The sequence below is a fragment of the Arthrobacter sp. S2(2024) genome (assembly GCF_036662515.1).
GTDB lineage: Bacteria > Actinomycetota > Actinomycetes > Actinomycetales > Micrococcaceae > Arthrobacter.
Genome location: NZ_JAYKZI010000004.1, coordinates 487,858 through 510,819 on the forward strand (window position 1 = coordinate 487,858; position 22,962 = coordinate 510,819).

19 protein-coding genes are annotated in these 22,962 nt (G+C 64.6%); 5 read left to right on the forward strand and 14 right to left on the reverse strand.

Annotation, left to right across the window (positions count from 1 at the left end; all coding sequences use genetic code 11):
- Positions 1–7: 7 nt before the first annotated feature.
- From VLA65_RS11725 to VLA65_RS11750, 6 genes are all read right to left on the reverse strand, one after another.
- On the reverse strand, positions 8–805 hold the full coding sequence (locus VLA65_RS11725) for an HpcH/HpaI aldolase family protein (protein WP_332602590.1): 798 nt from the start codon (positions 803–805) through the stop codon (positions 8–10).
- Entirely contained in the window at positions 802–2,751 is a 1,950-nt protein-coding gene (iolD, locus tag VLA65_RS11730; RefSeq protein WP_332602591.1) for a 3D-(3,5/4)-trihydroxycyclohexane-1,2-dione acylhydrolase (decyclizing), read from the reverse strand. Before iolD ends, VLA65_RS11725 begins: the two co-directional genes overlap by 4 nt.
- Before the next feature lie 22 nt (positions 2,752–2,773).
- Positions 2,774–4,204, reverse strand: coding sequence for an aldehyde dehydrogenase family protein (locus VLA65_RS11735; RefSeq protein WP_332602592.1), 1,431 nt, complete (start codon positions 4,202–4,204; stop codon positions 2,774–2,776).
- Positions 4,205–4,235: 31 nt separating this feature from the next.
- Positions 4,236–5,177, reverse strand: coding sequence for an ATP-binding cassette domain-containing protein (locus tag VLA65_RS11740; RefSeq protein ID WP_332602593.1), 942 nt, complete (start codon positions 5,175–5,177; stop codon positions 4,236–4,238).
- A 13-nt stretch (positions 5,178–5,190) separates the two neighbouring features.
- Positions 5,191–6,240, reverse strand: coding sequence for an ABC transporter permease (locus tag VLA65_RS11745; protein WP_332602594.1), 1,050 nt, complete (start codon positions 6,238–6,240; stop codon positions 5,191–5,193).
- 70 nt (positions 6,241–6,310) lie between these two features.
- Positions 6,311–7,306: a substrate-binding domain-containing protein gene (locus VLA65_RS11750; RefSeq protein WP_284754399.1), complete on the reverse strand. Its 996-nt coding sequence runs from the start codon at positions 7,304–7,306 to the stop codon at positions 6,311–6,313.
- A gap of 256 nt (positions 7,307–7,562) precedes the next feature.
- Between VLA65_RS11750 and VLA65_RS11755 the strand changes: the two genes are divergently transcribed.
- Entirely contained in the window at positions 7,563–8,423 is an 861-nt protein-coding gene (locus tag VLA65_RS11755) for a sugar phosphate isomerase/epimerase family protein (protein WP_332602595.1), read from the forward strand.
- Positions 8,424–8,604: 181 nt separating this feature from the next.
- On the forward strand, positions 8,605–9,699 hold the full coding sequence (locus VLA65_RS11760) for an FUSC family protein (RefSeq protein WP_332602596.1): 1,095 nt from the start codon (positions 8,605–8,607) through the stop codon (positions 9,697–9,699).
- Here VLA65_RS11760 and VLA65_RS11765 read toward each other — a convergent pair.
- On the reverse strand, positions 9,647–10,441 hold the full coding sequence (locus tag VLA65_RS11765; protein ID WP_332602597.1) for an SDR family NAD(P)-dependent oxidoreductase: 795 nt from the start codon (positions 10,439–10,441) through the stop codon (positions 9,647–9,649). The two genes, VLA65_RS11760 and VLA65_RS11765, sit on opposite strands and share 53 nt — an antisense overlap.
- Before the next feature lie 171 nt (positions 10,442–10,612).
- On the opposite strand from VLA65_RS11765, the gene VLA65_RS11770 reads away from it, so the two are divergent.
- Positions 10,613–10,951, forward strand: a complete 339-nt coding sequence (locus VLA65_RS11770; protein ID WP_284990799.1) for a hypothetical protein — start codon at positions 10,613–10,615, stop codon at positions 10,949–10,951.
- Positions 10,952–11,159: 208 nt separating this feature from the next.
- On the opposite strand, the gene VLA65_RS11775 is transcribed toward VLA65_RS11770, so the two are convergent.
- From VLA65_RS11775 to VLA65_RS11790, 4 genes are all read right to left on the reverse strand, one after another.
- The gene (locus tag VLA65_RS11775) at positions 11,160–11,516 is read right to left on the reverse strand and encodes a GNAT family N-acetyltransferase (RefSeq protein ID WP_059388386.1); all 357 of its coding nucleotides are present in this window, start codon (positions 11,514–11,516) and stop codon (positions 11,160–11,162) included.
- Positions 11,513–12,823, reverse strand: coding sequence for an acyltransferase family protein (locus tag VLA65_RS11780; RefSeq protein ID WP_332602598.1), 1,311 nt, complete (start codon positions 12,821–12,823; stop codon positions 11,513–11,515). The genes VLA65_RS11775 and VLA65_RS11780 overlap by 4 nt, the downstream gene beginning before the upstream one ends.
- 276 nt (positions 12,824–13,099) lie before the next feature.
- The gene (locus VLA65_RS11785) at positions 13,100–14,314 is read right to left on the reverse strand and encodes an amidohydrolase (protein ID WP_332602599.1); all 1,215 of its coding nucleotides are present in this window, start codon (positions 14,312–14,314) and stop codon (positions 13,100–13,102) included.
- The gene (locus VLA65_RS11790) at positions 14,311–15,741 is read right to left on the reverse strand and encodes an MFS transporter (protein ID WP_332602600.1); all 1,431 of its coding nucleotides are present in this window, start codon (positions 15,739–15,741) and stop codon (positions 14,311–14,313) included. Before VLA65_RS11790 ends, VLA65_RS11785 begins: the two co-directional genes overlap by 4 nt.
- Before the next feature lie 147 nt (positions 15,742–15,888).
- On the opposite strand from VLA65_RS11790, the gene VLA65_RS11795 reads away from it, so the two are divergent.
- Together VLA65_RS11795 and VLA65_RS11800 are read left to right on the forward strand one after the other, a co-directional pair.
- Entirely contained in the window at positions 15,889–16,890 is a 1,002-nt protein-coding gene (locus tag VLA65_RS11795) for an Lrp/AsnC family transcriptional regulator (protein ID WP_332602601.1), read from the forward strand.
- Between the two features lie 205 nt (positions 16,891–17,095).
- Positions 17,096–19,987, forward strand: coding sequence for an aminotransferase class I/II-fold pyridoxal phosphate-dependent enzyme (locus tag VLA65_RS11800; protein WP_442880288.1), 2,892 nt, complete (start codon positions 17,096–17,098; stop codon positions 19,985–19,987).
- Positions 19,988–20,091: 104 nt separating this feature from the next.
- On the opposite strand, the gene VLA65_RS11805 is transcribed toward VLA65_RS11800, so the two are convergent.
- The 3 genes from VLA65_RS11805 to VLA65_RS11815 all read right to left on the reverse strand — a co-directional run bounded on the left by VLA65_RS11805 (position 20,092) and on the right by VLA65_RS11815 (position 22,876).
- Positions 20,092–20,484, reverse strand: a complete 393-nt coding sequence (locus VLA65_RS11805) for a DUF1304 domain-containing protein (RefSeq protein WP_284990807.1) — start codon at positions 20,482–20,484, stop codon at positions 20,092–20,094.
- A gap of 65 nt (positions 20,485–20,549) precedes the next feature.
- A complete protein-coding gene (locus tag VLA65_RS11810) occupies positions 20,550–21,410 on the reverse strand; it encodes a class II fructose-bisphosphate aldolase (protein WP_332602602.1) in 861 nt (286 codons plus the stop codon).
- The gene (locus VLA65_RS11815) at positions 21,410–22,876 is read right to left on the reverse strand and encodes a GntP family transporter (protein ID WP_059388381.1); all 1,467 of its coding nucleotides are present in this window, start codon (positions 22,874–22,876) and stop codon (positions 21,410–21,412) included. The genes VLA65_RS11810 and VLA65_RS11815 overlap by 1 nt, the downstream gene beginning before the upstream one ends.
- Between the last annotated feature and the right edge of the window lie 86 nt (positions 22,877–22,962).

The window sequence follows — 22,962 nt, forward strand, 5'->3', positions numbered from 1 at the left end:
ATTCTTGTCAGTTGCGGGCTGTGTCGAAGGCGTCCCGGAACGCCGCCGCCATGATGGTGGAGTCCGAGCCGATGGCCACGAACCGGAAGCCTTGGCGGACGTACTTGGCCGCCGCCATGCCGTCCACCGCGAGGATGCCGGCAGCTTTGTTGTGCAGTTGCGCGGCCGCGACTACCCGCTGGAGTGCCTCTTGGAAGACATTGCTGTCCAGTTGCATCGGGACACCCAAAGCGAAGGACATGTCCATCGGTCCGACGAAAAGGACATCCACGCCGTCCTGCGCCGCGATCTCCTCCACGTTCTCCAGTGCGTCCAGGGTTTCGATCTGGACGATTCCCACGGCTGATTGCTGGTCTGCGGTCAGCGGAGCCCGGTCCATGCCCCAGCGGCACGCGCGGTTGTACGTTGCCACGCCGCGGTCGCCGTACGGCGGATACAGCATGTGCTTCACGGTTTGGCCGGCTTCCTCCACCGAATTCAGGCGGGGCACCATGATGCCTGCCGCGCCTTGGTCCAGGACCCGGCCGATGCGTATCCGTTCTCCGCTCTCCACTCGAACAAGGGTGGGGACGCCGTAGCTTGCGGCCGCAAGGACACCGTCGCGGACCGCATCCTCACCGCCGGAACCGTGCTCAAGATCGACGAGCACCCAGTCCGCGCCGGCAGCGGCGCACACTTCCACCGCGGTTGCGGATGCCATGCCAACAAAGGTTCCCAGGGTCACCTCTCCGGCCGCCAAGCGGCGCCGCAGCCGGCCGCCGTCGAGCGGTCCGCCGTCGTAGTTGCGGCCACCCGAGTCGCTCATCCGAACCACCGCTGGCGGCTCTTTGCCTTCTCGTAGTCCGAGCGCAATGAACGGACCCATTCCTGTCCGGACACTTCCGCGGGAGCTACGTCCCACCAGACGTCGCCGCCAGGCAGGTCCACGTGGGGAACAGTGGGCACCACGATCACGACGGGTCCTTGGGTATCGCGCGTGGAGGCCAGTGCTTCCCGGACCTCTGCCGCGGTGGTGGCGCGGATGGCGAGGGCGCCCAGCCCCTCGGCGATCTGCCTCAGGTCCACCTTGAGGTAGTCGCCGTCCAGCCGCGCCTTGGGAGCGTCCTCTGCGGCGACGCTGCCTCCTGTGGTGCGGTACCGGAACTCGTTTCCGAATTCCTTGCCGCTGCGGTTCATCTGCAGGCGGTGGATGACCTGGTAGCCGTGGTTCTCGGAAACGACCACCGTGACGTTGAGGCCTTCCTGGGCCGCGGTGAGGATTTCCGTGGGTGCCATGAGGAACGTGCCGTCGCCGATGAAGGTGACCACGCGGTTGTCGTTATTGCCCTCGGCCAAGCGGACGCCCATGCCGGCTGCGATTTCGTAACCCATGCAGGAGAATCCGAATTCCAAATGGCAATTCCGGTTGCCCGTAGCATCCCAGACCTTTTGCAGGTCACCGGGAGGTCCCCCGGCCGCGGCGATGATGGTGTCGCCCGAGCGGGCGTGCTCCTGCATCAGTCGGATCAGTTGCGGCTGGGTCAGGACCGCGCCGGTGACCGGCGCGTCCGGGTGGTCCTCCGCGCGGTAGGGAGTGTCGGCGTCGAGCCATTGGGTCCGGATGGGCTCCCACTTTGCCTTCTCGGAGTGGACGGTTTCCTGCCACGCCTCGCTGGTGTTGTGGCCCTCCAGAGCGTGGGCAAGTGCTTCCAGCCCCAAGCGGGCGTCCGCCAGGATCCCGGTGGCGCCTTGCTTGCGGGTATCGGCGTCCACGATGTTCAAGGACGCGAACCGGACGTCCGGGTTTTCGAAGATCGACTGGGAGCCGGTAGCGAAGTCGGTGAGGCGCGTGCCGACGCTGAGGACCAGGTCGGCTTGCTTGACCAGGGTGTTGGACGCGAAGTTGCCCTCGAGTCCGACGCCGCCCACTTGCCACCATTCAGCTTTGGTCACGGCGCCCTTGCCGCCGAAGGTCTCGACGACGGGAATTCCGGTCTGTCCTGCCAGGGCCTCAAGGGCCGCGTGGGCGTCGGAGTAGTGGATGCCGCCGCCGGCGATAATCACCGGACGGTCAGCCGAGCGGATGAGCCGGGCAACGTCGTCGACCTCTTCCAGGTCCGGCAGCGGACGCCGGATCTTCCAATCGCGCGGCTCGAAGAACTCGGCCGGGAAGTCGTAGGCGTGGGACTGCACGTCCTGGGGAAGCGAAATGACCACAGCGCCGGTATCAGTGGGGCTGGTGAGTACGCGCATTGCCTGCGGAAGGGCGGTCAGGAGCTGCTCCGGGCGGTTGATCCTGTCGAAGAAGCGGGATACGGGCCGGAACGCGTCGTTGACCGTGGCATCAGCCTCGGTGGGGTGCTCCAGTTGCTGCAGCACCGGGCCCTGATGCCGGGTGGCGTAGGTATCGCCCGGCAGGAGCAGCAGGGGGATCCTGTTTACCGTTGCCAGGCCGGCGGCGGTCACGAGGTTGAGGGCACCCGGGCCAATGGATGCCGTGACGGCGAGGACTGCGTGGCGGCGGCTCGCCTTGGCATACGCGGTGGAGATGTGGGCCAGGTACTGCTCGTGCCGGCCTTGGATGAACGGCATATCGTCGGCCAACTCGTCCAATGCCTGTCCCAGTCCGGCCACGTTGCCGTGGCCGAAGATTCCGAGTGCTGCCGGAACCAGGCGGCGGCGGACACCGTCGGCCAGCGAATACTGTGCCGAGAGATACTTGATGACCGCTTGGGCGGTGGTGAGCCTGATGGTCTGCGATGGTGTGGTCATTGCCTTATTCCAGTTGTCGTGGTTACCAGGGGCGTCCGTGCAGGACGACCGTCTTCTCTTCGGTCATTTCCTGGACAGCAGAACGGACGCCTTCCTTGCCGATCCCGCTGCCTTTCAAGCCGCCGTAGGGCATGAGGTCGGCCCGCCACAGCGGCGACCAATTGATGTGGATGTTGCCGGCGTCGATCTGCCGCATGGCCTGCACCGCTCCGGCGATGTCGTTCGTGAAAATGCCTGCACCGAGGCCGTACTCGTTGTCGTTGGCCATGGCGATGGCGGATTCCATGTCCTGCGCGGAGGAGACGGCGACGGCGGGTCCGAACAGTTCGTTCCGGCTCAGCGGCGATCGCGGATCGACGCCGGCGACGACGGCGGGAGTCACCACGGCGCCGTCGCGCTCACCACCGGTGAGGACCCTCGCGCCGGAATGGCGTGCCTCAAGGATCGATGCGTGGACGCGTGATGCTTCCTCCACGGAAATCAGCGAACCAAGCCGTGTGGCATCTTCCTTGGGGTTGCCCACAGCAATCGCTTCGACCTTCGGGACCAGCGCATCCAGGAAGTCCTTCTCGACGCGGTGGTCAACGATGACACGCTGCACGGAAATGCACACCTGACCGGCGTTGACGTAGCCGCCGGCCGCCACGGCGGTGGCGGCGAGTTCGAGGTCGGCGTCCGGCAGGATGATCACCGGGCACGAAGCGCCCAACTCGAGGGACAGCTTCTTCACGCCTGCGATCGAGCTGATGTGCGTTCCGATGCTGGTGGACCCTGTGAAGGACACCTTGCGGACGCGCGGGTCCGTCACCAGCACGTCGCCCAGGGAGCTGCCGGGTCCGGTGATCACAGACAGCGCCTCAGGCGGCAGGCCGGCGTCGACGAAGCACTGGGCCAGCTTCAGCGCCGTCAGCGGCGTTGCGCGGGCCGGTTTAAGTACGACGGCGTTACCGGCCGCCAGCGCGGGTGCGATCTTGTGCAGCACGAGCAGGGCGGGGTAGTTGAACGGTGTGATGGCCACGACGATGCCGCACGGTTGCCGGAGCGTGAACCCGATCTTGTCCAAACCCGTCCCGGCGTTCGCGTCCAACGGAAGGGTGGAGCCGTACAGCTGGCTCCCTTCGTAGGCGGCCAAGCGGATGATGTTCCCGGAGCGGCTGGCCTCACCCCGTGCCTCGGTGATGGGCTTCCCGGTTTCGGCGCTGATGGTCTGCGCGATGTCCTCGGCACGTTCATCCGCCAAGGCGGCTGCCCGCAGGAGGATATCGACGCGCACGTGGGCCGGCGTGGTCCTTTGCAGGTGGGCGCCGATCTCGGCCCGGTCAAGAGCGGTTTGGGCGTCCTGGACCGTCGCTACGGGGACTGTGTCGATCGTCCTACCGTCGAAGGGCGAGCGGACTTCCTCGGTCCTGCCGTCGGCAGCGCCGCGCCAGTTTCCGGCTATTAGCATTTCCATGGTTGCTCCATCAGGTTGTAAACGTTCGCGCTTAGTGGCGCTTGCTGTTGCTATCTGTCATCTCGGCGACTTCGGTCACCTCGGTCACCTCGGCGACTTCGGCTTGGACTTCCTTGAGGGCCTCGGTGTGTCCGCCGAGCTGTTCGAGTTCGTGGGCGAGTTCGGCCAGTTCGGCGCCGCCGGCCATCTGCGCGGTCAGTTCGTCCAGGGTGATGTCCTTCTTGTCGTAGTAGCCGATGGACTTGCCGCGCTTGAGCAGCAGGAACCGGTCACCGACCGGGAAGGCGTGGTGCGGGTTGTGGGTGATGAAGATGACGCCCAGTCCGCGGTCGCGGGCCTGCAGGATGTAGCGGAGCACGACGCCGGACTGCTTGACGCCCAGCGCGGCCGTCGGTTCGTCCAGGATCAACACCTTCGCCCCGAAGTACACGGCGCGGGCGATCGCGACGCATTGGCGTTCACCGCCGGAGAGCTGGCCGATGGGCTGTTCCACATCGCGCAGGTCGATGCCCATCTCGGCCAGTTCCTTGAGCGTGATGTCCTTCATTTTCTGGACATCCATGGACTTGAACGGGCCGAACCCGGTGGTCAGTTCCGAGCCGAGGAAGAAGTTCCGCCAGATCGGCATCAGCGGGACAACGGCCAGGTCCTGGTAGACCGTGGCGATGCCGACGTCCAGCGCGTCCCTGGGGGAATTGAACTTCCGCTCATCGCCCATGATGTGCAGCACGCCTTCGTCGTGCTGGTGGAGGCCGGCGATGATCTTGATCAGCGTGGACTTGCCCGCGCCGTTGTCGCCCAGGACGCAGGTGACGCGGCCGTTGTCCACGGCCATGGTCACGTCGCGCAGGGCGATGATGTTCCCGTAGTGCTTGCCGACGCCGTCCAGGGAGAGCAGGTGGACGGGGGTGTGGGTCAGCGGGTCCTTTTCATCCTTGAGCAGGGTCTGCTGGTCGATCTGTTTGGCATTCATTTCTCCGGCCCCTTTACTTGAGCTCTGCGCGGCGTTTGACGATGAGGTTCACGATGGTGGCTAGCAGCAGCATCAGGCCCAGGAAGAACTTGAACCAGTCCGGGTTCCATTGTGCGTAGACGATGCCCTTGTTGGCCATGCCGAAGATGAAGGCACCGATGGCCCCGCCGACCGCCGAACCATAGCCACCGGTCAGGAGGCAGCCGCCGATGACCGCGGCGATGATGTAGAGGAACTCGTTGCCCACGCCTTCACCGGACTGCACGGAGTCGAAGGCGAAGAGGTTGTGCATGCCCAGGAACCAGCCGCAGAAGCCGACCGCCATGAACAGGCCGATCTTGGTCTTGGTGACCGGCACTCCCACGGCGCGGGCGGCGTTCGCGTCACCGCCGGCGGCGAAGATCCAGTTGCCCACCTTCGTGCGCAGCAGCACCCAGGACGCGATCGCGACCAGGATGATCCAGAAGAACACCGTGATCTTCACCTCGACCCCGCCGATGCTGACCGAGGACGCGAACACCGCGTGCGCCGACTCGAACCCGTCCAGCTTGGAAATCGACGGGGAGGACACGGACCCGCCGATCAGCCGGGTCAGGGCCAGGTTCAGGCCCGTGAGCATCAGGAACGTCGCGAGCGTCACGATGAAGGACGGCAGCTTCGTCTTGACCAGGATCCACCCGTTGATGAAGCCGATCGTCAGGGACACCAGCAGTGCAATCACCACTCCGACCCATGCGTTCATCGAGAAATACCAGCTGAACAGGGAAGCGGTGAGCGCCGATGAGATCACGGCTACACCGGTGGAAAGGTCGAACTCGCCGCCGATCATCAACAGCGACACCCCCACCGCCATGATCCCGATCGTGGAAGACCCATACAGGATCGTTGCCAAAGCATTCGGCTGGGTGAATGTCCCGGACACCGAAGCGAAGAAAATGAAGAGAACAACGGCCCCCACGAGGGCGCCGACTTCAGGACGGGCCATCAACTTGCTCAACGGGCTCCGCTTCGCGACCCGCTCATCCGCGGCAGTTTTGGGTGCCGGGGCAGTAACTAAAGCCATGAAATACCTTTCTTCTCGATCAGCTCGCGCGGCAAGCAAATCGTGCCGCGCGAGCCGAGCGGTCATCGGATTAGCGGATGCCCTGCTGAACGAACTTCAGAACGTCGGAAATGTTGGACTTGTCCACGATCGTCGGGCCCGTGAGGACAGGCTGCCCGCCACCGACCTTGAAACCACCAAGCTTGTTCTGCCAGATCGAGTCAATGGACAAGTAGCCCTGGAGCCACGGCTGCTGGTCCACCGTGAACAGGACCTTGCCATCGTTGATCGCCTGCGCCAGTGCGGGGTTCAGGTCGAAGCTGGCCACCTTGATGGGGCTGTTGGCATCTGCCACGGCTTTGAGAATGGTCAAGGTGAAGGGAGCGCCCAACCCGATGATCACGTCTGCATCCTTGCTGGCCTGCAGTTTCGCCGTCGCAGTGGACTGCACTGCCGTCATATCGGCCCCGTTGACATAGAGGATCTCGGTCCCGGGCACCTTCGTCTTCACGCCTGCGCACCGCTGTTCGAGTTGCACCTGTCCCTGTGACATGATCACGCAGATGGGGTGCTTGTAGCCCTGCGAAGCCAGCTTGGCGCCCACCGCTTCGCCAGCCAGGGTCTCATTGGAACCGAAGTGGGTGAACGCGCCCATCTGCGCGGAGACGTCACCGCCGGCGTTGAAGCTCACCACCGGGATGCCGGCGTCGGTGGCCTTCTTCAGCACGTCCTTCATGGCGCCCGGGTTGGCGATGGTGACGGCGATGCCGTCAACCTTCTGGTCGATGGCCTGCTGCACCAACTGGGACTGGCGCCCCGCGTCGGCGTCGCTCGTATAAAGAACCTCGACGTTGTCCTTCGCGGCCGCCGCCTCCGCGCCTTTGCGGACGATGTCCCAGAACGTGTCCCCAGCCTCGGCGTGGGTGATGAGCGCTACCTTGATCCGGGGAGTGCTGGCGGCTTGTCCGCCACCGGCGGCGTTGGCGGTGTCAGCCGGCTTCCCGCCTCCGCTGGAACATGCTGCCAGGGCCAGAAGCGGTACTACGGCCAGCGCCACTGCGCCCCGCCGCCAATTGAGCTTTGCCACGTGAAATCTCCTTTGATGTCGCGTACTTCGACCGTCGACCCCGTATCTGTGCCGTCGAAGGCAGGGGACGCCGGAACCATCGAGCTATGAACGGATGTGATCCACTTTTCGCAATGTGATTCAGATCGCTTTGTGGAACGCTCCAACGCTAAATCAAGGCTTGACCAATTGTCAATGGAGCGTTCCAATTAGATTGTGACTGGGTATCCACGCCCTCACCTGCCGTAACTAGCCGCGCACTGTCGCGAGGAGAACGATGATGTACTCAAGCACACCCGAACTAATCGCGACCTGCTGGACCAGCGCAGGAGACGTTGCGCCTTTGACCAACCCCGAGACAAGCCCGGTCCCCCTGGGCGAGCGACTGGAAGCCATCGCCTCTACCGGATGGGCAGGGTTCGGATTGGCGTACGACGACCTGGTGGCCGCAAGCGACACCATCGGCTTCTCCGGGCTCAGGAAACTCATCGATCAAGCAGGCCTCCGCCACGTTGAAGTCGAACTTCTCAGCAACTGGTGGGACGAATCCCGCTCCCACGAATGGAAGCCGCAATTCGAACTGCTGCTCGAGGCGGCCGAAACACTGGGCGCGCGCTTCATCAAGATAGGAACGGCGTTCGGTGAGCCCCTGGATGATCTCGAATTCCTGGTGGAACCGCTGCGGCACCTGACAACGGAAGCCTCGCAACGAGGGACCCGCATTGCGCTCGAGCCAATGCCGTTTTCGATGGTCGGTTCGATGCCGGCGGCGGCCGAGCTCATGCGATCTGTCGATATGTCGGACTGCGGTTTGGTGGTTGATTACTGGCATGTCTTCCGGGCGGGAACAAGCTTGGATGAGCTGTCCCGCAGCCTCACCGCCGAACAGATTTTCGGCGTCGAGCTCAATGACGCTGATGCGGAAATCAAGGGGACACTCTTCGAGGACACCCGCGACAATCGCCGCCTTTGCGGAGAGGGCGACCAAGACGTCGCGGGGTTCATCACAACGCTCCAGGCCATCGGCTTCAACGGGCCGTGGGGTGTGGAAATCCTCTCCGAACAACACCGCAAACGTCCCGTTCGCGAAGCGCTGGAATCCGCCCGCTCGACGGCATTGCGATGCTTCCCGGCCTGACTCGCCTCCCGCCACACCCAACTGACTCGCAGTAGTTGTCGTTTCCGCGCCCCAAAACGACAACAACTGCGAGCTAGTTGGGTGGGGACGCACAAGGAAACGTTGTGACCCAGCTAATGGCGCGGATCCTGGGGTGCTGATAACTTCCCAATGATCGGCTGAGTTGATTGGTGGTGTCCCGTTGCGATCAATCATTGCCCATGCCCGTGCGCTTCATACCGTTCCACCGGCAAGCAACGATCACCTGGCTGCCGTCCGCGTCGCACTGAGCGTCGCCGTGCCGGCACTTGTGCTTCTTGCGATTGGCCGGGCGGACCTCATCATCTACGCCGTGTTCGGCGCCCTGACCGGCATGTACGGTCGCACCGAATCGCACCAACTGCGGCTCAAGCACCAGGCCCAGGCCGCCGCCGTGCTCCTGGCCGGCGTCTCGGTGGGCACGTTCTTGTCCGTCTCCCATATCCATTCATGGGGATTGGTGGTAGTCGAGGCGCTCCTGGCGGGTGTTGGCTCGCTGTTCTCGGACAAGGTTCGACTCAAACCCAATGGCCCGTTCTTCGGGATCCTGGCCCTTGGAGCATGCGCGTCCATCCCCGCGCACGTCCCGTTCCTTGCCGCGGTCCTGATCTGCGCGGCATCGGCAGCGTTTTCGATGGTGGTGGGTTTCGCCGGGTGGCTCCGGTACCGGGTGTGGGAACGTGGCGCCGTCCGGGACATTCCGGCATCCTCGGCGCGGCTGCGCCAAGCAGCCGGACTCCACGCGGCCCGGTATGTGCTCGCCGTCGGCGCGGCAGGTGCTTGCGGAGTGCTCACGGGCAGCGGGCATCCGCACTGGGCGATGGCCGCGGCCGCCGTTCCGCTGGCCGGAGCCGATGTGCCGAGCCGCCTGCACCGCGGCATTCACCGTATCGTGGGGACGTTCCTCGGATTGGCGATTGTCGCCGTCGTGCTCTTTCCAGGACCGCTGTCCCCGCTGCACTATTTCCCCGGGCAAACCACCCTCATCCTTGCCCTGCTGGTGATCGGGTTCCAGTTCCCCACCGAGTTGTTCATGGCCCGGCATTACGGCTGGGCCATGGTGTTCTTCACTCCGGTCATTTTGCTCATGACTCAGTTGGCGGCGCCCGCGGATCCCGGCGTGCTCGTCCTGGAACGCGGGGTGGAGACGTTCGTGGGAGCCGTGATCGGGATCGCGGTGGCGGTGCTGGTCCAGGCGCCCCGGCTTACTTCGCGGGCCCGGATTGCTTCGCGGCGAGGCGGGGCGGACCCGACGTAAGCTTCGCCGGCAGGAAGCGCATGACGGCGGTGATCGCTTTGTAGCGCTTCGACGGAATGGAAATCCCTTTGCCCTTGGCGTTGTCTTCCAAGCCTTCCCGGACAACGCGCTCAGCCTTCAGCCACAAAAAGCGCGGAGCCACCGACTTGTCCATGCCCATGCGATCGTGGAACTCCGTGTGGGTGAAGCCCGGGCACACCGCGGTAACCTTCACACCGCTGTCCGCGTACGCAGTGTTCGCCCAACGGCTGAAGCTGACCTGCCAAGCCTTGGCTGCCGAATAGCTACCCCGGTTCGCGAACGCCGCAACGCTGGCGACGTTGATGATCCGGCCCGACTTTCGCGCCAACATGACCCCCAACGCCGCGTGGCACAGCTCCATGGGCGTCTGGACATGCAGCCGCAAATGCCGCTTTTCGTCTTCCACATCGTTCTTCTCGAAAGAATTCAGCAAACCGATTCCGGCATTGTTGACCAGCACGTCCACCGGCCGCGAAGCGTCCCGCAGCCTGGCCACGACAGCCGCAACCCCGACGTCGGAGGTCAAGTCGGCGGGCAGCACCTCCACAGAGATACTGAAGTCCCGTTCAAGCACCTCGGCGCTTGACCTCAGCCGGGTTTCGTCGCGGGCCACGAGGACCAGGTGGTGGCCGGATTCGGCCAGCTGACGGGCGAATTGCGCACCGAGCCCGGCAGTAGCACCGGTGACCAGGGCGGTGAGTTCGTTGGCACGAGTTGTCATGCGCCCAGACTAGTCCCGTTGACGCTCCGTGTGGTGATGCACGTCCCGGCCGTCAAATGCCATCTCGACGGCGGTACTCGTACGTTTTCGGTGCTCGCGGTAGTTTGCCTCAAAAGTGCGCCTTTCGAGCCTCTGTGGGGGCCACGGCACACCAACCGGGAGGAACAGACCATGGACGAGGCTCATGGCAGGATTGAATTCCGCGAAATCGACGAGCACGGGAATGCGCTGGAGCATCACCTAGGCGCGGTCGAGGTACCTCAGCGGAGGGCCGCGGTGAATCCGTTCATCATCGGGCTATGGGTGCTCGAGCTGCCGCTCGTCATAGGCATCATGGTGATCATCAATGAGGCGATGGCCCCGCTCACCCCCACTCCGGGAAATACGATGCCGTTCCCGTTCATCCTGATGAACATGACCCCGCAGCTTCTCCAAGCCACCGCTCTGATCCTGGCGACGCTTCTGTTCTGGCACGCCTGGCAATGGCAGAAAAGGAAGGCACAAAAGTAGGCACCTACACCGCGACGGTGGCCCGCCCGGGGCGGCAGTTCGGCCCGATTACAGCAAAGACGGAAAGTGGCGTGCGGCTGGGGGTGTGAATCGTGTCGCGAACTTCGCAAATTGTTTCCGAATCAGAGATCGGCTGGCTCAATGCCGGGGCCATGACTTAGTCAGCAGGGTGGTCTTCCGGCGTTTTCTAAGGCAAAACCGCGTCTGGCTAATCGTTGTCCGGTTCCCCCACCGGCGGTTCCGGCGGCCAATCGACGTCGAGCTCGTAGCCCTCGTGCCTGCGCAGATAGGCGGCGATGAACGGGCAATGCGGGATGATCCGCTTGCCGGAGGCGACGACGTCGTCCAAGGCAAAATGCGCCAGGACCTTCGCCAGCCCGCGGCCCTTGAACTGCGGGCGCGTCTCAGTGTGGAGGAAATCGATGTGGCCGGGTTTGTCCATAAACTGCGAGATCACGGCTACTTCACCATCGACAAGAAGCTCGTAGCGGTGGAATTTGTCGTTCCTGACCGTTGTCACGTCCGGGCTGAACGACTCTGCGGTTGAATCCGTGAACTCAGTCATGAGTCGAGATTCGCACGTAAACCGGGCTCTGGCAATGGCCCCGCAGGGGCATCGGGAACGGCCGCGGACGGGAGTCCGGCGGGTATCCGTCCCAGGAGCAACACTCCCAGCGCGAAGCACGCCGCTCCCCCACCCAGAAGGGCCAGCGTGAGTCCGTTGAACGCGGCGTCCACCACCGGAATGAAGACCACGACGCCGGCAGTCACCACCGCGACGTGCGTCCTGCCGCGCGCGTGGCTGGCCGCCGTCGGGCGCTCTTCAAGCCTTCCGCACAGCAGCAGGACCGGAAGCAAGAGCAGGAGGACGCCCAGCAGCACCAGCGGGCGGGCCCACCACCATTCGGCCGTACCTGCCGCTGGCTTGGGGAAGTCCGTAAGCAGAAGCAGCCCGGACATGGCTGCGAGCAGCGGCAAATGCCACAAGTAGACCGTCATGGACCGCCGGCCCGCCACGGCCACCATCCAACGGATCCAGCGCACGCCGGCCGCCCAGGCAAGAGCGGGGCGGAGCAATTGGAGGGTTGCAGCCTGGGACAAACCCAGAAGCAGCATGCAGAAGTTGGGCGGGTTCAGGTCCACGATCATGTTTCCTGAGTAGACCCCGATTCCAGTCACGAACCCCAAGAGCAGGTTGCTGCCCACGATCAACCCCGCGAACCAGCCCCGGCTGCGTCCAGCGAAGATGCCGTCAGCGATGAAGAAGCCGAATTGCTGGACCGCGCACCACACGAAGAGCATGTTGACGAAGGCGAGCATCGGGAATGCCCCGCGCAAGGAGTCCAGGGTGATCACGGCGGCAACGAGCCCGCCGAGGGTCAACCACGGGGAATGTCCGTGCAGCCGGGCCAGCACGGGAACGCTCAGTTGGGTGGCGAGGTAGGCGGCCAGGAACCACAAGGGCATGCCCGCGCCGGTCGCGATGAGCTGGACCACTTCCGGGTCGACGCCAAGCAGGCTCGCGGCCCAGAGCCCCACGAACATCGACGCCAGCAGCGCAGTTGCCGGACGGATGAGGCGCAGGAGCCGCAGTTGCGCGTAGTCGATGCCGGATCCTCCGCGCGCACGCAAGCGACGCCACGATTCCAGTCCCGTGATCCCGCCAAGGACGAAGAACAGCGGCATCACCTGGAACACCCACAGGACAGGTTCAAACCAGTGCTGTTCCATGAGTGTGTTTTCGGTGGTGACGGTGCCGTCCGGGTGCAGGACCGGGCTGACCATCATGCAATGCGAGAGCACCACCAGAACGAGGCAGAAGAACCGGGCGAGATCGATCACGGGATCACGAGGGCGGCCAAATGCGGCCATGCCCGGCGCCATCTTTTGTTGCCTCGAGAATCCCATTGCGCTCCTCTGCGAACTGCTGAGATCATTGTCCGCCCGCTTGACGGCGGGAACCAGAGCGGGCGACGGGGTGAATTCGTGGGTGCGGCCCGCCCTCCCCGACGCTCGCTCACCTATGAACCGAATATCCCCGACGCTCGCTCACCTATGACTGAAAGCCCTGCGGCCCTCGCTCAGATGATCTGAGCGAGGGATCCCGATTTTGGCATCATAAGTGAGCGAGCGTCCCTGCAGGGGAGTTCAGTTGGTTCGGCGGGTTAGCAGCCGTTCCCGTTGCCGCGGATCGCTGGCCGCCGCGCAGGCTGCCAAGGCCAGGCCGAACGCGCCGTCCAAGACCGCCCGGTCCGCGGAGGCCGACGAGCCGTGGGCAGCGAACTCGGCGGTGTGGTGGGCGGCCCCGCCGACGTCGTAGCCGAGCAGCGGATGGATGCTCGGGACCAGTTGCGAGACGTTGCCCATATCTGTGGAAGCTACTGGATCTTCGTTGAACTCAACAGCCCTCCCCCGGGTGGACATTGCTGTCCGGTACGCCTCGGAAAGGTACCGGTCCTGCCTGAGTTCAGCGTAGGCATTGCCCGTGGGGGTGACCTTGAGCGTGCTTCCGCTGGCAAGTGCACCCGCTTCCAGGCAGCGCCGCACGCGTTCCTCGATGACACGCAGATTCTTGATGCTGGGTGAGCGCATTTCGACGCTCGCCCGTGCCCGCTCGGGTATGACGTTGACGGCGCTCCCGCCTTCGGTCACGATCAGCGAAACAACCGAGCCGGGCGGAAGTTGCTGCCGGGCCAAGGCAATCGCCGTCTGTGCGATCACGAGGGCGTCGAGGGCATTGACACCCTCTGACGGAGCGGCGGCGGCGTGCGCAGGCCGCCCTTCGTAAAGCACGTCCCACATTCCCATGGCCAAGGACGAGCCGCCGACGACGTCCTCGGCGCCGGCGTGGGCCATCATCGCCAGGGACACGTCCTCGAAGAAGCCCTCGCCTATGAGATCGACTTTGCCGCCGCTCGTCTCTTCTGCCGGAGTGCCGAGGACCTTGACTGTGATCCCGAGCTCGTCGGCGACGGAAGCGAGCGCGAGTGCGGCCCCCACGGCGCAGGCGGCGTTCACATTGTGTCCGCAGGCATGCCCGATGGTCGGCAAGGCGTCGTATTCGACGCACAGCGCGACCACCAGCTCACCCGTCCCGAACCTCGCGCTGAAAGAAGCCGGGAGCACAGGCTGCGGATCGTCAAAGCTGAAGCCCGCGCTCCGGAGCAGCCGGCTAACCCGCTTGGCGGCCCGGAACTCCTGCCCGCTGAGCTCGGGATCGGCGTGGATCGCGTGGCTCAGGCCGAGGATTTCCGGCTCCCAGCGTTCCAGCGCTGCGGAGATGGAGCGCCCGACGGCGGCCGAAGAGGTCGTGACGGGCGTTGCGGTTTCGAGGGAGGCGGCTTTCACAGCCGCGGCTTTCATACGGCGACCCCTGCAGTTGTCGCCGCGGCTTTGCGCTTCGGGTAGCGGGCGGCAGCTGCCGCGGCGACCAAGGCCGCGATGGCCAGGGCAATCCAGATCGACAGGAGCCCGCCCTCGCTGATGTGCCCGGACTGGACTGAAGACGAGGAGCTGAGCTTCACGACGGCGGCGCCCACCGCGATGCCAACGGACAGCGCCAGTTCGTTGAGGCCGGCCGCCGTCGAAGTTTCCTCCAGCGGAACACCCTCAACAGACAGTGCCCGGGTTCCTGCCTGGTACATGCCAAGGCTCAAGTTGAACATGGCGAATCCGGTGCAGTAGCCGGCCAGGGAGCCGTGCGCAGCCGCCATGACCAGGAAGCCGCCCGCCAGGAGGAGACCGGCGAACACCAGGGTGGCCCGTTCGCCAAACAGACTGAGCGCCTTTGAGGTCAGAAGCGAGGAGAACAGCGAGAGCACTGATGCGGCAGCCAGGACGATTGCGATGATGAGGGGGCTCAGCGCGAAGCCGTAGCCGGTCTTGTCCGGGTTTGAGTACAGGAAGATCCCGTTGGTGCCGAAGTAGCTGATGGAGGCAAAGCCGAAGAAGAAGGTGGCCAGCGAGACCGTCCGGATCCGCGGGATGGCAAGCATCCGCAGGTCCATGAAGCGCTTCCCGTTGACGCGTCGAGCGTCCAGGACCACCCAATAAGCCAACAGCGCGAGTCCGATGATTCCGGATCCCAGGGTCTTGGCATCCAACCAGCCCCAGTCCGGGCCCATCGAAAGCGCCACCACGAAGCCGATGAGTCCCAGGGAACATGCCATGAGCGGCACCAGGGCGAGTCCCTCGCCCGTGGGGGTTCCGGCGTCGGGCAGGACGAAGGAGCAAAGCAGCCCGGCAACCGCGAACGGCACCGCAACCCAGAAACCGAGGGTGGGATCGTCGACGCCGATAATCCCGGCAAGCAGGCCGCCTGCGCCGACCATGATCATGAGCATGCCGATCATCACGCTGACCCCGGTGCGGGTCTGCGCCGGGCTGCTCACGCGCAGGATGCCCATCATTAGAGGGATGAAACCAACCACGCACGTGAGCATGACGACGCCGATCGTCACCGTCCACAGCGACGGCCACATCGCCATCATGACGACGCCGGCCGCGACTACCGCCGTCGACCAGCGCAGGACGAGCCTGTAGCCGTAGCTGTCGCCGAGCCGCGAGATGATCGGCGTGAGCACCGCGAAGCTCACGTTCGAGATGAGGAAAATACCGTTGATGGTGGGGTCGTCGATCGAAAAGGCCGGCCCCAAGGCGGGGAGGATGGGGTTCAGGTATCCCTGGGTGACTCCGCTGAGGGATTCGATCAGGGCCATCGCCACGATCATGCCGGTGATCGTCCGGCGGGCGACGGCCGCAGTCGCCGGAGGTGCTGTCTTGCTTGCCATGTGCTTCCTTGAGTGTTGGGGGGCTTCGTTGCCTGGGTCTTCGGATGCGAGCGGGTGATGCGAGTCACAACGTTAGGTCCGCCGTCTACACTGGCTAGGAATTTGTTTGAAATCATCTGAGAACCGCGAATTTTGAAGGAATCAGCCATGATCTCCGAAACTGACCTTGAAATCGTCAATGCCCTTCAGATCAATCCCCGTGCCGACTGGAGCCGCGTGGGGGATGTCCTGGGCTTGTCCGGGCCAACCGTCGCGCGCCGCTGGAACTCTCTTGCGGAGCAGGGACTGGCATGGATCACCCCGGCCCCGGGTCCGCGCTACCTGAGCGCGGGGTGGTCTGCGTTCATCAGCCTTTCGTCGCTGCCAAGCGAGAACGAAGCCCTGGTCCACAAGCTGTGCGCGGAGCCGGCCTTCGGCACCGTTTCGCTGGTGTCCGGCTCGCACGATCTCTTCATCGACTGCTTCGCCTCAAGCCACGAAGAGCTCATGGAGATCGTCACCGGCTCTTTTGCAGGCCTCCCCGGAGTGACCCACCGGGAGGTCGTTTTCGTCACCAAGCTGTACCGGCAGGCCTCCGACTGGCGCAGCGGCACCCTCGAACCGGCGCGGGCCCGGCTCATGTCGGCGGAACCGCTGCCCGCCCCGACCGCCTACGCTCCCGACCGGCTCGACGCATCCCTCTTGGAGGAACTAGCACGGGACGGGCGGGCCAGTTGGGCGGAACTGGGCGCCGCCTGCGGCGTCGCTCCGCAAACGGCACGACGGCGGGTGGAGCGGTTCCTCGCGTCCGGCTACATAACGCTGAGGTGCGATACGTCCGCTTCAGCCCAACAAGGACTAAGGGAAGTGAGCCTGATCCTCAACGTGCCCGCCCACCACGTTGACGCCGTCGGGCGCTATTTCGCGGCCCTCCCGAATTGCAGGCTCAGCGCCCAGGTTCTGGGCGCCCAGAATCTGCTCGTGACGCTGTGGGTGCGCGACTACCTCGAAGTCCAAAGCCACGAGCGCGAACTGGCGGAGCGAGCGCCAGGAAGCGCCGTCATCTCCCGGCAAGCCGTGGTCCGCAACTACAAACGCCTCGGGCACGTGTTGGACGAGTCCGGACGCAGCCGCAGCGTGGTCCCCTTGCCCCTGTGGCGCGAAGGCTAGCCGCCCAACCCTCACTCACGTATGACGCCAAATCCCCCGACGCTCGCTCACGTATGACGGCAAATCCCCCAACGCTCGCTCACGTATGACGGGAAGTGCGGCTCCCATCTGGAAACCCAGACGGCAACCCGAACATTTGCCGTACACCGCGACGGCTCGCGGCGTTTAGTAGAGAGTGCTATCAATCCATGACAAAGGAGTCATCGTGGCACGCGCCGATTTCGCGACAGTGCAGTCAGCCCCATTTCCCTTCGCTCCAGCCGGCCTTGCCAGCGGCCAAGCGCTTGGCCCCGGTTCGGCGACGAGGCCAAACGCCGACGACGATTCCGGGTCCGGCGGCGAGGTCCCCAGCAGCGCGTGGCGGGTGCGCGCCGACGCTTGGGAGTTCCTTGGCTACGCCGTCAAACAGCTGGCCGCCGCCCGGTCTCTCACGGGCGCCGGCCGGCCGCCGCGGGAACTGCCAAGGGACGTCCGAAGGTTGTTGCCGCTGCTGGAATCCCTCGAAATGTATTGGGCGTCTCCGGGGCAGCAATATGTCACGGAAATGCGGCGAATCCTGGAGGCTGGAGAATACCTTGAGGCGCTAAGCCTCATCGAACCGGTCGCGCGACGAGTTGCCGGCCACAACCACCACGCCCAGGAACCCGCACAGGACCCGGAACGCGAATCGGAACGGGTGGAAGAACCCGCCGAGTCGCGCAAGCGGTTCGAGGTCCTCGTGATCGATGACGTCTCCAGCGCCGACCGTGAAGCCCTTCAAACAGAACTGCATAGCCAGCGCCGTCCCGCCGACTCCTTCAACTACGAGCTCGTGTTCGTGCCGAGCTTCGAGGACGCCATCGTAGCTGCCCTGCTCAACCCCGACATCCAGGCGTGCGTACTGCGGCCGGGCTTCGTCCCCAACAGCGCGCAGCGCCTGGGCCGGGATGTGCGTGGCTTCCTGGACAGGTTCCTGGGGAAGTCGCTCCCCCAGCGACCCTTGGACCGCATCCTGAGCTTGGCGGAGAAGCTGGGCCAACTCCGGCCCGAGCTTGATCTCTACCTCGTGGCGGGGGTGGGGATCGAAGAACTCGCCGGTTCCTTGACCCGCCAATTCCGCCGGATCTTCCGCCGCCAGGATGGGCTGGAGCTCCATTTGTCCTTGCTCGCCGGCATCGCGGAACGGTATGAGGCGCCGTTCTTCCACGCGGTCCAGCAATACAGCCGCAAACCTGCCGGGGTTTTCCATGCCCTGCCGGTGTCCCGGGGCGGATCGGTCATCCATTCCAAGTGGATCAACGATCTGGGCGAGTTCTATGGCCTCAACCTGCTCCTCGCGGAAACCTCGGCCACGTCCGGCGGGCTCGATTCGCTCCTGGATCCGCACGGCTCCCTCAAGCAGGCCCAGAAGCTGGCGGCCCGGGCATTCGGCGCCCAGAAATCGCTCTTTGTCACCAATGGAACGTCAACAGCCAACAAGATCGTGCACCAATCGATCCTGGCTCCCGGCGACGTGGTTCTGGTGGACCGAAACTGCCACAAATCGCACCACTACGCCCTCATGCTGGCCGGCGCGCAGGTCTCGTATTTGGACGCCTACCCTCTGGACGATTTCTCCTTCTACGGCGCCGTTCCTTTGGAAAGCATCAAGCGGATGCTCCTGGATTACCGCCGGGCAGGCCGGCTCCACGAGGTCAAGATGCTCGCCCTCACCAACTGCACGTTCGACGGCATCGTGTACGACGTCGAACGAGTGATGGAGGAGTGCCTCGCCATCAAGCCGGACCTGGTGTTCCTGTGGGACGAGGCCTGGTTCGCCTTCGCGGGCTTCCACCACATCTACCGCCGCCGTACGGCCATGGCTTCGGCCCGGTCTCTCGAGGCAAAGTTCGCGGATCCAGCGTACGCCCGGCGGCACGCCGAACAGCTTCGCGCGCTGGGCGCGCTGGGCGGGGCTGCGGGCGGCGGTGGCCAAGCGGCCAGCGAGCCCGACGACGGCGGGCCGGGTTCCGGCGTCGGGCACGTCAGCGATGAGCTGCTCCTGAAGACACGACTGCTGCCCGATCCGGCGAAGGCCCGCGTGAGGGTCTACTCAACGCAGTCGACGCACAAGACCCTGACGTCGCTCCGGCAGGGGTCCATGATCCATATCCATGACCAGGACTTCGGCCAGTTGAACGAGGAGAGCTTCCGGGAGGCGTACATGACGCACACCTCCACGTCCCCCAACTACCAGATCCTGGCTTCCTTGGACATGGGACGGCGGCAGGTCGAGTTCGAAGGATACGAACTGGTGCAACGGCAGGCAGATCTCGCGGTCAGCATCGCCCAGGCCGTGGCGAGGCATCCCTTGTTGAAGAAGTACTTCCGCGTCCTCGGCACCAAGGACCTCATACCGCCTCAGTACCGCGAAACGAGCCGGCAAATGCCGCTCCGCGACGGGCTGGCGGCCATGTCGGAAGCCTGGGAGCGCGACGAATTCGTTGTTGATCCGAGCCGTTTGACCCTGCATATCGGCCTCACCGGCGTGGACGGCGATACCTTCAAGCACGACTTCCTGATGGACAAGTACGGGATCCAGGTCAACAAGACGTCGAGGAACAGCGTTCTCTTCATGACCAACATCGGCACCTCGCGGAGTGCCGTCGCCTACCTCGTTGAGGTCCTGGTCAAGCTGGCCGAAACCTTTGAAGATGAGCAATCCGGCCTGAGCGGTCTGGGTCAGCGAGCGCGCCTTGCCCGTGTCACTGCGCTGACCAGCACACCGCCACCCTTGCCGGATTTCAGCCGCTTCGCCGAACGATTCCGGGTAGATGCGCAGACGCCGGACGGCAACATGCGGGACGCCTATTTCGAGAGCTACAAAGCCGGATCCTGCGAATACTTCAGTGCGGCCGAACTTATGCGAAGGGTCGCCGCGGGAGAGGAAATGGTGTCTGCCTCCTTCGTCACCCCCTACCCGCCGGGATTCCCTGTCTTGGTTCCCGGGCAAGTGATCACGGAGGAGATCCTGGCTTTCATGTCGGCGCTGGACACGCGGGAGATCCACGGGTTCAACCCTGAATTGGGGTTCAGGGTGTTGACGGGTGAGCTAGCGTCACGCCAAAAGCCTGCATAAGCGAGCGAGCGACTGGCCTGGAGGGCACATATGTGAGCGAGCGTTTGCCTCGTAGGACGCTCGCTCACATCTCACGCCATTTTCGCCAACGCTCGCTCACATCTTTAGCCGAGCGCCACGGCCAGGATGCCGAGCACGACGGCGAGCAGCGGAGTCGTGCCCTGAAGAACCGCGGGGCGGAGGTACTTCTTGCCGCTCAAGGCGAGCACGATTGCCGCCAGCAGCATGGAGCCGCACGAGCTGAAGACGAGGGTCCAGCCCACCTGCGGATGACCAAGAGCGACGAAGACGATCCCGGCGATCGCCCCGATGGCAAGGAAGAGGTTGTAGAAACCCTGGTTGTAGGCGAGGCCCTTGGTGGTTTCCGCCTCGGACTGGGAAGCGACGCTAAAGCGCTTCCACGTGGCCGGACGGGTCCAGGTGATGGACTCCATGCTGAAGATGTAGACGTGCAGCAAGCCGGCAAGGAGGGCAAAAATCAGGGAGGCTACGATCATGTGCTGATCCTAGCCTCCCTGCGTTACGCGGAGGCGCGGCGGCGTGGCCACCCCGCGAGCCGCGCCTAGCGACTCAGCATGTCCAGTGTTGCTCCGGTGAACGCCCCTGCCGAGGAACCCCAGCGCCCCAGCAGGCCCTGGAGGTTCTCGCCGTCGGCCCGGTGCGGGGTTGTCTCGGCTTCGAGCGTGGCGAGGATGCCGGTGCGGAGCTCCGTGTTGAAGTTCACCTTGCCCACGCGCATTGACGTGGCCTTGACCAGGTCTGCCGCGGGAATGCCTGACGCGCCGTGGAGCACGAGCGGAAGCTCAGTGCGCGATGCAATGTCCTCCAGCACATCCCAGTGCAGCCTGGGCTCGCCGGTGTAACGGCCATGCGCATTCCCCACGGCAACGGCCAGGAGCTGGGCACCAGTGCGGTATACGAATTCCAGTACCTGGCCCGGGTCGGTCAGGCCCGCCGGATGGACACTGGCCGGATGAGCGTGAACGTCAGCACCGAAGGCCTTGTCCTCGTCGCCCGCCGGCCCGCCAAGTTCCGCTTCGATGACGATGTCCGAAGCACCGGCGTCTAGCACGACCTCATGTACGGAGCGGACCAAAGCGATGTTTTCCTCGAATGGGAGGGAGGAACCGTCGGCCAGGACGGCGTCGGCACCGGCTGCCACCGAATCACGGATGACCTCGAGGTCCGAGGCGTGGTCCAGCTGCACCGAGACCGGCACGCGGGCGTCGTCGGCCAAGGCGCGCAATGCCCCAATGAGCCGCAAGCCGGACGGGGTGGCCGCGGTCTTCGGAGCAACCAGCAGAATGATTCCGCGGCCGGACTCCTCTGCTGCGGCCACCACCGCGAGGGCGGTGGTGAAGGCCGGAACCGCGGCTCCTCGCTCCAGCGCGGAGCCTACAAGCTCGTCAAGGCGTACACGCATCAGTGGGCCAGGCCTCCCACCAGGATCCAGGCGACATAGCTGAGCAGGAAGCCCGCGACGCCCAGGATGGTGGTGAGCACGGTCCAGGTCTTGAGGCCGTCGGACACCGTGAGGCCGTAGTAGCGCACCACCACCCAGAAACCGGCGTCGGTCACGTGGGACAGGCCCAGTCCGCCGAAGCCGATCGCGATCACGATGACGGCGATCTGCGCGGGGGTGTAGCCGCCTTGGGCGACGGCAGCCGAGAGGAGGCCGGTGGTGGTGACGATGGCGACCGTGGCCGATCCCTGTGCGGCACGCAGTGCCAGGGAAATGATGAAGCCGAGGAGGATGATCGGCACGCCCAGGGAGTCCAGCGTCTGGGACAAGGCCGCGCCGATGCCGGAGACCTGCAGGACGCCGCCGAACACGCCGCCGGCAGCAACCACCATGAGGATCGAGGCGATGGGAGGCAGCGCGCCTTCGAAGATTTCGCCGGTTTCCTTGAGTGACCACTGGCGGCGGACCGCCAGCAGGAAGAACGCGAGCGCAACGGCCACCAGCAGGGCGAAGAACGGGTTGCCCACGAAAGACGCGACGCCGTACCAGTAGTCCTTCTTGTTGATCAGGAGGGTACCGGCTGTGCCGAGCAGGATCTGGACGATCGGGGCGGCGATGAGGAACATGATCAGGCCCGGACGCGGCGGAGCGACTGCGCTGGCACCGGGACCGTCGTGGCCGACGCGCACCAAGGAATCGGAGCCGAATTCTTCGATCTGGTCGCGGACGCCCGGGAGCAGTTCGTAGTCCTTGCGGTTCATGATGCTGGCAACCCAGTAGGACAGGAAACCGAGCGGCACGCAGATGATGAGCGAAATCATCGCGATCAGTCCGATGTCGGCACCCATGACGCCTGCCCCGGCAACGATGCCCGGGTGGGGAGGAACGGCGACGTGGATCGAGAGCATAATGCCGGCCATGGGAAGGCCGAACTTGATGGGGTGCAGCTTGGCGATCTTCGCGAAGGCGTAGACGATCGGCACCAGGACGATGATGCCTACTTCGAAGAACACCGGAATGGCAACGAGGAAGCCGACGGCGGTCAGTGCCACGGCGACGCGCTTGGCACCGAGCTTCTCGGTGAAGTGGTTGGCCAGCGATTGCACGCCGCCGGACACCTCGATCATGCGGCCCAACACGGCGCCGAGGGCAATCAGCAATGCGACTTTGCCCATGGTTCCGCCCACGCCGTTGGCCACGACGGTGAATACGTCCGCCAAGGGGATCTGCGCGGCAACGGCCACCAGGATGCTCACGGCCAGCAATGCCACGAAGGCCTGGATCTTGAAGCGGATGATCATGAGCAACAGCAGCGCGACGCCCGCAACTGCAATGGTCAGCAGCAGCGGGGTCCCAAGGGCTACGGACGGTTTGATGGCGGGGGCATCAGCTGCCCGGACCGCCAAGGAATTGATGAGGGGAATCATCAGGGGTGTCTCCTTTGACAGAGCCGGCCTGGACTCGAGGCCGGCGAGAGGGGCGACGACGGCGGAGGGGGGACCGCCGTCGTCGC